We start from the raw sequence: 11,058 nt of genomic DNA, 5'->3' as shown, positions 1-11,058 counted from the left end.
GTCCCGTTTGGATGCCGATTGACACACATGCGGGATCGGGCCTTCCAGCTTGATGTCGTCCAAGTGCAGTCCTGCGGCCTCTGCGAGACGCATGCCGGTATCGGAGACCAACGCCACGAGCCACCGGGCCTCGTCATCCGCGACGTGGCACTTCTCCTGCACTCGCCTGACATCTTCGGGGCCGAGCGGCTCGCGGTCTTCGACCCCGGCCTTCCGGTCATAGTAGACGCCCGCGAACGGGTTGGTCAGTGTGATGCCGACCTCCGCGGCGGCGAAGTTGATCACCGACCGTACCGTGCCGAAGACCCTCGTGATGCTGCTCCCCGATAGCACGCGAGCGATCAGGGAGTCGCGGAACGCGTTGGCATCAGCTCTGGTGTAGGCGGTGATGTCCTTGTCTCCGCAGGCATCGATGACGTAGCCACACGAGCGTTCTGCGGCTCTGTGGAAGGTCGCAGGCCGGTTGTTGCCCTTGAGCCGCAGGTACAGCGCAACTGCTTCACTCAGGGTGAGTGCAGGCTCGTCTGCAGCTTGCGGCTGGGAGACCCCAATCGGCACCGCCGCTGGTGTCTGCGGTCCGATGCGGAGCATGTGCTTCCCCGGCAAGTCCATGTTCTGCATGCGCAGGAAGTGCCAGTGTTCATCCAGTTGTTGGGCAGCCTTGGTCGCCCTTGCCCGCGCCACGACCGCCTTCCTTGTCCGAAGCGAGAACGAAATCCTGCTGCTCGTGTAGTGGTCGCGAAGGTCGTTCGGGACCTTCCTCGCGAAGTAGTAGATCCCCTGCTTCACAAATGTGAAGGCAACAGCTTGGTACTCCATTCGGTACTACGCCTCTGCTCAGCCAAAGAAAAGCTGATGCAAAGCAGAGGGTTAGCTTGGGGAATGGTGCCCAGGAGAGGACTCGAACCTCCACGGCCGTTAAGCCACTGGTACCTGAAACCAGCGCGTCTACCAATTCCGCCACCTGGGCAGGTGGTGTGCGGGGGCGTCTAGACCGGTCGCGCGGGGCTGTCAATGCGCTTTCGCACGGCGCGCGGCGGCGCTTGTTTCGCCCCGGCGCGGGCGGTAGGGAGAGGCCGCAGAGCTACCGGAGGGCGCATGGCGCAGCTGGTCACCATCTTCGGCGGGTCCGGGTTCATCGGCCGCTACATCGCGCGCCGCATGGCGCAGGAGGGCTGGCGCGTGCGCGTGGCCGTGCGCCGCCCGAACGAGGCGATCTTCGTGCGCACCTACGGCGTCGTCGGGCAGGTGGAACCGGTCTTCGCCAACATCCGCGACGACGCGAGTGTGCGCGCGGTCCTGCAGGGCGCCGACGCGGTGGTGAACTGCGTGGGCACCTTCGACTGGCGCGGGCGCAACGCCTTCGAGGCGGTGCAGGCTAAGGGCGCGGGCCGCATCGCGCGCCTCGCCGCCGAGGAGGGCGTAGGCCGGATGGTGCACATCTCCGCCATCGGCGCCGATCCGGAGGGGCCGAGCCGCTACGCCCGCAGCAAGGCCGAGGGCGAGCGGCAGGTGCTCGAGGCCATGCCGACGGCGATGATCCTGCGCCCCTCGGTCGTCTTCGGGCCGGAGGACAACTTCTTCAACCGCTTCGCCGGCATGACCCGGATCAGCCCCGTGCTGCCGCTCTTCGGGGGCGCGACCCGGTTTCAGCCCGTCTACGTCGACGACGTGGCGCAGGCGGCGACGCTGGGCGTCACCGGCCGGGCGGCGCCGGGCATCTACGAACTCGGTGGCCCGGACGCGGAGACCTTCCGCGGGCTCATGCGCCTCATGCTCAAGGTGATTCGACGCCGGCGGCTGGTCGTGAGCCTGCCTTACGCCTTCGGCTGGGCGATGGCCGCGGGCTTCGACCTTCTCGAGGCGGGGACCGCCGGGCTCCTGCACAACGGCGTGCTGACCCGCGATCAGCTGAAGAGCCTGCGCCGCGACACGGTGGTGAGCGAGGGCGCGCGCGGTTTCGCCGAACTGGGGATCGCGCCCTCGGCGATGGAGGCGATCCTGCCCGGCTATCTCTGGCGCTTCCGTCCCTCGGGGCAATACGCCGAGATCCAGGAATCCGCGAAGAACCTGCGCGAGCGCTGAGGCGCGCTCAGCGCGCGAGCGCCGCGAAGTCCTCCGCGTTGGCGCAGCCGGCGACGGGCTGCGCGCCGGCGGGCAGGGCCGGGTCCGCGAGCCAGCGCTGGCAGGCGCCCGCGACCGGGCAGGCCTCGCACCGCGCGACGAGCTGCGCGTAGCCCGAGGCGGTGAGGCGGCCGTCGGCGAGCGCCGCGGTGAGGTCGAGGCCGAGTTTGCGGGCCACGCTGCGCGCGATCCAGAAGGCGTGATCGCGGGTCGTCGGGCCGTCGAGGATATGGGTCATTCGGGGCGGTCCTTCTCGCTGGTGGGGCGGGTGAGGGCGGTGATCGCCTCTGCGTTGAGGCACGCGCGCGGCGGCGCGGCGGGTGTGTCGGGGTCGGTGCGCTCGATCCGGGCGAGCCAGCGGGCGCAGCCCGCGCGCCACGGGCAGTCGCGGCAGCGCTCGATCAGCGCCTGCCAGCGCGGCGCGTCGAGCCGGCCCGCCGCCCAGGCGGCCGCCGGGTCGGCGCCGGCGGCATGGGCCATGCGCTGCACGCGCCAGTAATGCTCGCGCTCGGATCCCTTGGGGGTCATGGCGGCGCTCCTGGCGCGGGCGGTCTCAGCCCGGCGTCAGGCGGGCGAAGAGATCCGCGTTGCGGCAATAGCGCGGCGGGCGCTCGGCGCCCTCGGCGTGGCCGTCGAGCCAGCCGCCGCAGGCGCCCGGGCTCTCGCAGCCGGTGCAGGCGAGCACGGCGTCGCCGATCTCGTCGACGGAGACCTCGCCGCGCAGGGTGCGCTCCTCGAGATCGACGCCGAGCGTGTCGGCCATCCGGTCCACGAGCGCGGCGTGGCGGGCGAAAGTCGTCTGGCTGGGCATCGGCGGGGTCCTCCGTCTTGACGCAGGATCACCCGTAGCATCGGGCGCGGCCGGAGCCCTTGATGCACATCAAAAGAGAGCGCCCGACCCGATCAGAGCGACGCGGCGACGCGGCGGACGACCTCCATCCGCGCGGCGTTGGGCGGATGCGTGCCGAGGAACCGGTCGCCCGGATCGGGGATGCGCGCGAAGAAGCGCGCGCCGCGGACCGGGTCGTAGCCCGCGCGCGCCGCGATGATCGTGCCGAGCGCGTCGGCCTCGAGCTCGTAGGCCTTCGCGTAGCGCCGCGCGCCGAGGAGCGCGCCGAGGTCCGCGGCGCTCTGCACCGCGCGCCGATCCCCGCCGGAGAGGGTGACGAGCCGTCCCAGCGTCAGCGCCCCGATCTCGGCGTCGGCGCGCGTGCGCTCGATGTGGCCCAGCAGGTGGTGCGCGACCTCGTGGCTCAGGATGAAGGCGAGTTCGTCGGCGTTCCGCACCCGCGCGACGAGCGGCACGGTGAAGGCCACGATCGGGCGCCCCCGCCGGTCCACCGTCTGATAGGCGTTGGGCGGCAGGCCCGGGCGCGTGTCCACGACGATGCGGAAATCGCAGGCGCCGCGCGGGCGGAGCGCGCGGCACTCGCGCTCTGCCACGGGCTCGACGGTCCCGGCGACCGAGGCGAAGCGCTGCACGGCGGCCTCGGCGCGGGCGCGCACCTCCGGGTCCGCGGGCGGCGCTACAGGCGGCGCCGCGCAGCCGGCCAGCGTGGCGAGCAGAGCGAGAAGGGCGAGAAGGCGTCGCATGGGCGCACCGGCGGCGAGACGTCGCCGCAAAGGTAGGGCGCGGCGTCCCGCCGCGCCAGCCGCGCCGCGGCCGCCGGCGTTGCGAATCGCGGCGGCGGCGTTACGCTCGGGCTCATGTTCAGCATCGAGCACGATTTCGACGCCACGGTGGTCACCCTCGTGGACGAGGGCGAGACCCCGCTGCAGGAGGACGTCGTCGTGCACGGCTTCGAGGACTGCATCACGGTCGAGCAATACGACCCGCGCGCCGACCGCGTGCAGCGGGTGACGCTCTCGATGACGCAGATGCGCGACCTCGCCGCGGCGTTGCGCTTGCCCGAGGGCGTCTATACGCGCAACAAGGGATGACGCGGCCGGTCCGCGCGCGCCCGGAGACCCCGGAGACTCCATGCAGCCCATGCCGCCCATGCAGATCGTCGCCCGTTTCTACCGCTTCACCCCCGTCGCCGCGCCGGAGGCCCTGCGCGCCGAGGCGCGCGCCGCCTTCGCGGCCGCCGGCGTGCGCGGCACGCTCCTGATCGCGCGGGAGGGGATCAACGGCACCCTCGCCGGGCCGCGCGCAGGCATCGACGCGGCGATGGCGTTTCTCCGCGCACTGCCCGGCTGCGCCGATCTGACGTGGGAGGAAAGCACCGCCGGGGCGCCGCCCTTCGCCCGGCTCAAGGTGCTCGTGAAGCCCGAGATCGTGACCATGGGTGCGCCCGAGGCCGATCCGGCCGCGCAGGTGGGCCGGCACCTCGGGGCGCGGGACTGGAACGCGCTCCTGGCGCGGCCCGACGTGACGGTGATCGACACGCGCAACGCCTACGAGGTGGCGCTCGGCAGCTTCGAGGGTGCGGTGGACCCGGGCACGCGGCGCTTCCGCGACTTCCCCGCCTGGTGGGCCGAGCACGGCGCGCGCTTCGGCAACGGCCCGGTGGCGATGTTCTGCACCGGCGGCATCCGCTGCGAGAAGGCGACGAGCTACCTGCTCGCCCACGGCGTGCGGGAGGTCTATCACCTCGAGGGCGGGATCCTCTCGTATCTCGCCGAGGTGCCCGAGGCGGAAAGCCGCTGGCGCGGCGAGTGCTTCGTCTTCGACGAGCGCGTCTCGGTCGGTCACGGGCTCGCGCCCGGGCGGGCGGAGCTCTGCCATGCCTGCCGCCGGCCGCTCCGGCCCGAGGACACCCGCCACCCGGACCACGAGCCCGGCGTCAGCTGCCGCCATTGCGCCGCCGAGACGAGCGCGGCCGACAAGGCGCGCTACCGCGAGCGCCAGCGCCAGATGCGCCTCGCCGCCGCGCGCGGCGCCCGCCACCTCGGGCCGCTCGGCGCGACGTGAGCGCCGAAGAATTTTTCTTCGAAAATTCTTCTCCCCCCGGTTTTTCGCGTCTCCGCTTGCGAATTTTCGTCCGAAAATTCGCGGGCTTCGGCGCGCGCGGTTGACCTCTCCGCAGGGCGCGGGAAGGATCACCCCGATGGAGAGCGGGGCGGGAACCACGGCGCGGGATGTCCTCGCGCGGCTCTGGCGGGCCGGGGTCGCCGCGGTGGAGGGCCGCGCCGCCGTGGCGCGCGCGCTCGACGCCGCGCCGGTGCCGCGGCCCGATCTCGTCCTGTCCGTGGGCAAGGCGGCGGTCCCGATGGCGCGCGCGGCGCTCGACCGCTTCGGGGCGGTGCCGGCCCTCGCGGTCACCAAGCACGGCCACGGCGACGACGACGGCCACCGCGACGGGGCGCCGGCGCTCGAGGTGATCGAGGCCGGCCACCCGGTCCCCGACGCCGAGAGCCTGCGCGCGGGCGCGGCGCTGCGCGCGCGGGTCGCGGCCTGCGGGCCGGAGGCGCATCTCCTGCTCCTCGTCTCCGGCGGCGCCTCGGCGCTCGCCGAGGACCTGGAGCCGGGGGTCACGCTCGGGTATCTCGCGGCCGAGACGAAGCGCCTTCTGGCCTCGGGCGCGGATATCGCGGCGATGAACGCGCGGCGGCGGCAGCTCTCGCGGATCAAGGGCGGGCGCCTCTTCGAGGCGTTCCGCGGCGCGCGGGTCACGGTGCTCGCCATCTCGGACGTGGCGGGCGACGACATCGCGGTGATCGGCTCGGGGATCGGGCTGGTCCCCGACACGGCGCGCGTCGCGCAGGAGACCCGGATCGTCGCCTCGAACGCCGTGGCGCGCGCGGCGATCGCGGCGGAGGCCGAGGCGGCGGGCCTGCCCCTGCGCGAGAACGCGGAGACGCTTTATCGTGACGTGGGCGCGGCGGCGGCGATGATCGGCGCGCGGCTGCGCGCGGGGCCGCCGGGCCTCCATCTCTGGGGCGGGGAGCCGACGGTCGTCCTGCCGGAGCGGCCCGGGCGCGGCGGGCGCAATCAGGCGCTGGCGCTCGCCCTCGCGCGCGAGATCGCTGGGCGGGCGGGCGTGACGGCGCTCGTCGCCGGGACGGACGGCACCGACGGGCCGACCGACGCCGCCGGCGCCTTCGCCGACGGCGCCACCTGGGCGCCGGGCGCGGCGGAGGCGCTCGCCCGCGCCGACAGCGGCCCGTGGCTCGCCGACCGCGGCGCGCTCTTCGCGCCGGGGCCCACGGGCACCAACGTCATGGACCTTGCCCTCGCGCGCGTGGAGGCGTGATGCGGCTTTTCCTGTCGCTCCCGATCCCGGAGGAGGCGGCCGACCTTCTGGAGGATCTGCAGACCGACCTGCCGGCGGGCCGCCCGGCGGACCCGGACCAGTTCCACCTGACGCTCGTCTTTCTCGACGAGCAGCGCGAGGAGACGGCGCAGGCGATTCACGAGGCGATGGAGCATCTGCGCGCCGATCCGGTCGCCATCCGCCTCACCGGGCTCGAGCTCTTCGGGGGCCGGGCGCCGCGCGCGCTCGTCGCCGGCGTCGCCGATCCGGCGCCCTTGCGCGCGCTGCATGCGAAGGTGCTCGCGCGGCTGCGCGCGGCCGGCGTCGCGCCCGAGCGGCGGCGGTTCCGCCCGCATGTCACCCTCGCGCGGTTCGGCGACCTGCGCCGGCACGAGACGGCGCGGCTCGAGCGGTTCCTGACGGAGAACGCCCATTTCGAGGCGCCGTCCTTCACCGCGCGGGCGGTGGAGCTCGTGCACTCGCGGCTCGGCGCGAATGGCGCGCGCCACGAGGTGCTCGCCGCCTATCCGCTGGAGGCTGTCCGGCCCGCTTGACAAACCGGGCCGGCGCGCGCGACACCTGAGGTTGCTTCGGTTCCGCCGTCATGGGCGGCGGATGAAAAGGGAACGCGGTGCGGGGGTCTCCCCCAAAACCGCGGCTGCCCCCGCAACTGTGAGCGGCGAGCGACACCGGCACACGCCACTATCGCCCAAGCGATGGGAAGGCCCGGTCGAGCGAGGACCCGCGAGCCAGGAGACCTGCCGAAGCGATCACCCTGTCCGGGCGCGGGGCGCGCCCAGGGCAACGGACCCTTCCGTCGTGGTGATGAGCTTCGGTCACCGCCTGCGGAGGGGCACTCCCTCCGACGGCACGACGATCTGTCCGGCCCCGCGCCGGGGGAGGGAGACGCATGGCGACAGGCAAGCCGCATCCGGCCGCCGGAGCCGTGGGCGGGCCGCGCGGGCGGACCGGCCGTCAGGCTTTCGGGCGGGACGACGTGCGGACGCGCACCCTCGCCCCGGGTGGAGCGCCCCGTCATTGCCGCGCGGTGCGGCGGAGCGGTGCGACGCGGCGCCCGCTGACCGGGATGGCCGCCTGTGCGATCGCCGCGGCAGCCTCTGCTGCACTGGCCTTTGGTCGAACATCTGAAGGGCTGCCTGCTGACCGTCCCGCGGTGCCGCCGCAGCGGCGCGGGTGGGGCCGCCGGGCCGCGTCGCCGCGGGCGCGCGTCAGACGGCGCGCGGACCGCAGGCGCCGGGGCGCGAGCGCGGCCGGTTCGGGCCGTGCCCCGCGGCCCGCGCGCCACGGGGAGACCCGGGCATGAGCCGGCTCGCCCTCGCGCTCGTGGCGCTGGTGGCGGCGCTGTTCCTCCTCTCGCTGGTCGTGGGGCCGGCCGAGGCGGGGCCGGGGCGGAGCCTGCGGGCGCTCGTTCTGGGCGACGGCACGCCGCTCACCCTGGTCATGCGCGAGATCCGGCTGCCGCGGGCGCTGCTGGCGCTCACCGTGGGCGCGGCGCTGGGGCTCTCCGGCGCGGCGATGCAGGGCTACCTCCGCAATCCATTGGCCGAGCCGGGGCTCCTCGGCGTCACCGGTTCCGCCGCGCTCGGCGCGGTGATCGCGATCCACACCGGGCTCGCCGCGGCGCTGCCGCTCGGCCTGCCGCTCGCGGCGCTCCTCGGCGCGGCGGCGGGGGTCGGGCTGCTCGCCGCGCTGGCGGGGACGCGGGGCGGGTCGCTGACGCTGATCCTCGCCGGGATCGCGCTCTCGGCGCTCGCGGGCGCGCTCACCTCGCTCGCGCTCAACCTCTCGCCCAATCCTTACGCGGCGAACGAGATCGTCTTCTGGATGATGGGTTCGCTCGCCGACCGCTCGATGACCCACGTCTGGCTCGCCGCGCCGCTGGTGGCGCTGGGCGCGGCTGTCCTCATGACGCTCGGGCGCGGGCTCGACGCGCTGACGCTGGGCGAGGACGCGGCGGCGGCGATGGGCTACGGCATGGGGCGGCTGCAGGTCGCGCTCGTGGCGGGCACCGCGCTCGCCGTGGGCGCGGCGACGGCGGTCGCCGGGGCGATCGGCTTCGTCGGGCTCGTGGTGCCGCACCTCCTGCGCCGGGTCGTCGGCGCGCAGCCCTCGCGGCTTCTCTGGGCGAGCGCGCTGGGCGGCGCGGCGATGGTGCTCGCCGCCGACGTCGCCGTGCGCGTCGTGCTGCCCGAGCGCGACCTGAAGCTCGGCGTGCTGACCGCGATCGTGGGCGCGCCGCTCTTCCTGCATCTCGTCTATCGCACGCGGAGAGATCTGGGATGACCGCGCTCGCCCTCCGCAATCTCTCGGTCACGCTGCGCGGGCGTCCCGTGCTGCGCGACGTCTCGCTCTCGGTCGCGCGCGGCGAGGTGGTGGGCCTGATCGGCCCCAACGGCGCGGGCAAGACGACGCTGATGCGCGCGGCGCTGGGGCTCCTGCCGTTCACCGGCGAGAGCGACCTCGCCGCGCGCCCGGCGGCCGAGCGCGCGCGCACCGCCGCCTGGCTGCCGCAGTCGCGCGAGATCGCCTGGCCGATGAGCGTGGAGCGGCTCGTCACCCTCGGGCGCCTGCCGCATCTCGGCGCGGGGCAGGGCGCCGGGCCGGAGGACCGCGCGGCGGTGGATCGCGCGCTCGACCGGCTGGGGCTCGCCGCGTTCCGAGAGCGCGCGGCGACCCGCCTCTCGGGGGGCGAGCAGGCGCGCGCGCTGATCGCCCGCGCGCTCGCGCAGGAGACGCCGCTCCTGCTGGCCGACGAGCCGATCGCGGGGCTCGACCCGGCGCATCAGATCGGCGCGATGCAGACCTTCGCCGCGCTCGCCGGCGAGGGGCGCGCGGTCGTCGTCTCGCTCCATGATCTGGGGCTCGCCGTGCGCCATTGCACGCGCCTCGTCCTCCTCGACGCGGGCCGCGTGGTCGCCGACGGCCCGCCGGGCGAGGTGCTGACGCCCGCGCGGCTCGCCGAGGTGTTCCGCATCCGCGCCTTCCACGCCGAGACCGAGCAGGGCGCGGTCTGGCAGGCGCTCGACGTGCTGGAGGAGGCGTGATGGATCTCTCCGCGCTCGCCGGGTTTCTGGAACGGGGCGGCCCGGCGCTCTGGGCGATTGCGGCGCTTTCGGTGCTGACGCTGGCGCTCGTTCTCTGGAAGGTGGCCGCGCTTCTCGGCGCGGGGGCCTGGCGGCGCGCGGGCGCCGAGCGCGCCGTCGCCGCCTGGACGCGCGCGGGGGGCGAGGCGCGCGCGGCGGCCGAGGCTGCGGGCGGCGTGCGCGCGCGGGTGGCGTCGGCCGCGATGGCCGCGCTGGAGCGGCTGCCGGCCGAGGCCGCACGGGAGGAGACCGCCCGCGTCGCCCGCGCCGAGCTCGCCCGCCTGCGCGAGGGGCTGCGCGCGCTGGAGCTCATCGCGACGATCGCGCCGCTTCTCGGGCTCCTGGGCACGGTCCTCGGCATGATCGAGGCGTTCCAGGCGCTGCAGGCCAGCGGCGCGCGCGCCGATCCCGCCGTCCTCGCCGGCGGCATCTGGGAGGCGCTGCTGACCACCGCCGCGGGCATGGCCGTGGCGATCCCCGCCGCCGCGGCGCTCACCTGGTTCGAGAGCGTGGCCGAGCGCGTGCAGACCGACCTCGAGGATCTGGCGACGCGGCTCTTCCTCGCCGGGGAGGCCGCGTGACCCTCGCCCTCGATCCGCCCCGCCGCGCCCGGCGTCCGAGCCTGACGCCGATGATCGACGTGGTCTTCCTGCTGCTCGTGTTCTTCATGCTCGCCGCGCGGATCGGGCAGGAGGGGGCGCTGACCCTCGCCACCGGCGGCGGCAGCGGCGCCTACGAGGGGCCGCCGCGCCTCGTCACGATCCGGGCCCAGGGCCTCGCGCTGAACGGCGCGGCGGTGCCGGCGGCGGCGCTGCCCGACCGTCTGCGCGATCTCGGCGGCGGGCCGGGGCGCACGGTCGTCCTGCGCGCGGGCGAGGGGGCGGACCTGCAACGCCTCGCCGAGGTGACGGGCGCGCTCACCGCCGCCGGCTTCGACCGGCTGGTGCTGGTGGAATGAGGGGCGCGCGCGCCTTCGACCGCGGGGGCGGGGCCCTCGGCCTGCCGCGCCCGGCGCGCCGCCGCGCGGGCGAGAGCGTCGTGCCGATGATCAACGTGGTGTTCCTGCTGCTGATCTTCTTCCTGATGACGGCGGAGATCGCGCCGCCCCCGCCGCTCGAGGTCGCGCCGCCCGCGGCCGAGGCGCCGCCCGCGCCGGGCGCCGAGGCCGCGCTGCACGTCGCGGCGGACGGGCGCCTCGCCTATCGCGACGCGCGGGGGGAGGGGGTCTGGCCCGCGCTGGATGACCGGGAGGGCGACGCGGCCCTGCCGCTGCGCGCGGACGCGGCGGTCCCGGCGGCGGAGCTCGCCCGGCTCCTCGGCCGGCTCGCTGCGGCGGGCGTGGGCGAGGTCGATCTCGCGGTGGTGGCGCGATGAGGGGCGCGGCGGGCTTCGCGGCCTTCGTTGCGGTCTCCGCCGCGCTCCACGTCGTGGCGCTGGCCGGCGTCGCGCCCTCGGGCGGGGGCGGCGGCGCGCCGCCGGAGGGCGCGGCGCAGCCCTCGGTCGCCGCCGCCTCGCCCGAGATCGCCGCGCTCGCCGCCGCATGGCGCCGCCCGCCGGAGGCGCAGACGGCCGCGCGCGCGCCGGACGCGCCGGCCCGGGAGGGAACACCCGCAGCGCTGCCGGCGCCATTGGGC

General features: G+C 75.2%; 15 protein-coding genes, 1 tRNA gene, 1 pseudogene and 1 riboswitch. Of the genes and pseudogenes, 11 read left to right on the top strand and 6 right to left on the bottom strand.

The features are described from left to right. The coding region (locus DRV84_RS14385; RefSeq protein WP_115981933.1) for a site-specific integrase at window positions 1-819 on the bottom strand (819 nt) is incomplete at its 3' end. A gap of 64 nt (window positions 820-883) precedes the next feature. Then, window positions 884-970: transfer RNA gene (locus DRV84_RS14380), tRNA-Leu, on the bottom strand. 128 nt (window positions 971-1,098) lie between these two features. On the opposite strand from DRV84_RS14380, the gene DRV84_RS14375 reads away from it, so the two are divergent. After that, window positions 1,099-2,085 (top strand): complex I NDUFA9 subunit family protein, encoded by a 987-nt coding sequence (locus DRV84_RS14375; RefSeq protein WP_115981931.1) that lies wholly within the window; start codon window positions 1,099-1,101, stop codon window positions 2,083-2,085. Between the two features lie 7 nt (window positions 2,086-2,092). Here the strand turns inward: DRV84_RS14375 and DRV84_RS14370 are convergent, their stop codons facing one another. The 4 genes from DRV84_RS14370 to DRV84_RS14355 form a co-directional block, all read right to left on the bottom strand. After that, complete coding sequence (locus tag DRV84_RS14370) at window positions 2,093-2,362, bottom strand: DUF6455 family protein (protein WP_115981929.1); 270 nt, start codon at window positions 2,360-2,362, stop codon at window positions 2,093-2,095. Beyond that, a complete protein-coding gene (locus DRV84_RS14365; RefSeq protein ID WP_115981927.1) occupies window positions 2,359-2,652 on the bottom strand; it encodes a DUF6455 family protein in 294 nt (97 codons plus the stop codon). The genes DRV84_RS14370 and DRV84_RS14365 overlap by 4 nt, the downstream gene beginning before the upstream one ends. Before the next feature lie 25 nt (window positions 2,653-2,677). Next, complete coding sequence (locus DRV84_RS14360) at window positions 2,678-2,935, bottom strand: DUF6455 family protein (protein ID WP_115981925.1); 258 nt, start codon at window positions 2,933-2,935, stop codon at window positions 2,678-2,680. Between the two features lie 92 nt (window positions 2,936-3,027). Then, window positions 3,028-3,717 (bottom strand): M48 family metalloprotease, encoded by a 690-nt coding sequence (locus DRV84_RS14355; protein WP_115981923.1) that lies wholly within the window; start codon window positions 3,715-3,717, stop codon window positions 3,028-3,030. Window positions 3,718-3,831: 114 nt separating this feature from the next. Between DRV84_RS14355 and DRV84_RS14350 the strand changes: the two genes are divergently transcribed. From DRV84_RS14350 to DRV84_RS14305, 10 genes and pseudogenes are all read left to right on the top strand, one after another. After that, window positions 3,832-4,065 (top strand): hypothetical protein, encoded by a 234-nt coding sequence (locus DRV84_RS14350; RefSeq protein ID WP_115981921.1) that lies wholly within the window; start codon window positions 3,832-3,834, stop codon window positions 4,063-4,065. Between the two features lie 58 nt (window positions 4,066-4,123). Next, window positions 4,124-5,038: an oxygen-dependent tRNA uridine(34) hydroxylase TrhO gene (gene trhO, locus DRV84_RS14345; protein WP_115981937.1), complete on the top strand. Its 915-nt coding sequence runs from the start codon at window positions 4,124-4,126 to the stop codon at window positions 5,036-5,038. Window positions 5,039-5,174: 136 nt separating this feature from the next. After that, window positions 5,175-6,320, top strand: a complete 1,146-nt coding sequence (locus DRV84_RS14340; RefSeq protein ID WP_115981919.1) for a DUF4147 domain-containing protein — start codon at window positions 5,175-5,177, stop codon at window positions 6,318-6,320. Beyond that, window positions 6,320-6,874, top strand: coding sequence for an RNA 2',3'-cyclic phosphodiesterase (gene thpR / locus DRV84_RS14335; protein ID WP_115981917.1), 555 nt, complete (start codon window positions 6,320-6,322; stop codon window positions 6,872-6,874). Before DRV84_RS14340 ends, thpR begins: the two co-directional genes overlap by 1 nt. Window positions 6,875-6,894: 20 nt before the next feature. Further along, window positions 6,895-7,100, top strand: a riboswitch (cobalamin riboswitch). 540 nt (window positions 7,101-7,640) lie between these two features. Further along, the gene (locus DRV84_RS14330) at window positions 7,641-8,624 is read left to right on the top strand and encodes a FecCD family ABC transporter permease (protein WP_115981915.1); all 984 of its coding nucleotides are present in this window, start codon (window positions 7,641-7,643) and stop codon (window positions 8,622-8,624) included. Beyond that, window positions 8,621-9,385, top strand: a complete 765-nt coding sequence (locus DRV84_RS14325; protein WP_115981913.1) for an ABC transporter ATP-binding protein — start codon at window positions 8,621-8,623, stop codon at window positions 9,383-9,385. The genes DRV84_RS14330 and DRV84_RS14325 overlap by 4 nt, the downstream gene beginning before the upstream one ends. Further along, window positions 9,385-10,005: a MotA/TolQ/ExbB proton channel family protein gene (locus DRV84_RS14320; protein WP_115981911.1), complete on the top strand. Its 621-nt coding sequence runs from the start codon at window positions 9,385-9,387 to the stop codon at window positions 10,003-10,005. The genes DRV84_RS14325 and DRV84_RS14320 overlap by 1 nt, the downstream gene beginning before the upstream one ends. Beyond that, a complete protein-coding gene (locus DRV84_RS14315) occupies window positions 10,002-10,382 on the top strand; it encodes an ExbD/TolR family protein (protein ID WP_239995094.1) in 381 nt (126 codons plus the stop codon). Before DRV84_RS14320 ends, DRV84_RS14315 begins: the two co-directional genes overlap by 4 nt. Beyond that, window positions 10,379-10,798: an ExbD/TolR family protein gene (locus DRV84_RS14310; protein ID WP_115981909.1), complete on the top strand. Its 420-nt coding sequence runs from the start codon at window positions 10,379-10,381 to the stop codon at window positions 10,796-10,798. Before DRV84_RS14315 ends, DRV84_RS14310 begins: the two co-directional genes overlap by 4 nt. After that, a pseudogene (locus DRV84_RS14305) lies at window positions 10,795-11,058 on the top strand (hypothetical protein); the annotation flags it as partial. The gene DRV84_RS14310 and the pseudogene DRV84_RS14305, both read left to right, overlap by 4 nt.

This window comes from Rhodosalinus sediminis, from assembly GCF_003385555.1.
In the GTDB taxonomy this organism is placed as follows: Bacteria; Pseudomonadota; Alphaproteobacteria; order Rhodobacterales; family Rhodobacteraceae; genus Rhodosalinus; species Rhodosalinus sediminis.
This window is presented reverse-complemented; position numbering and strand designations above follow the sequence as displayed.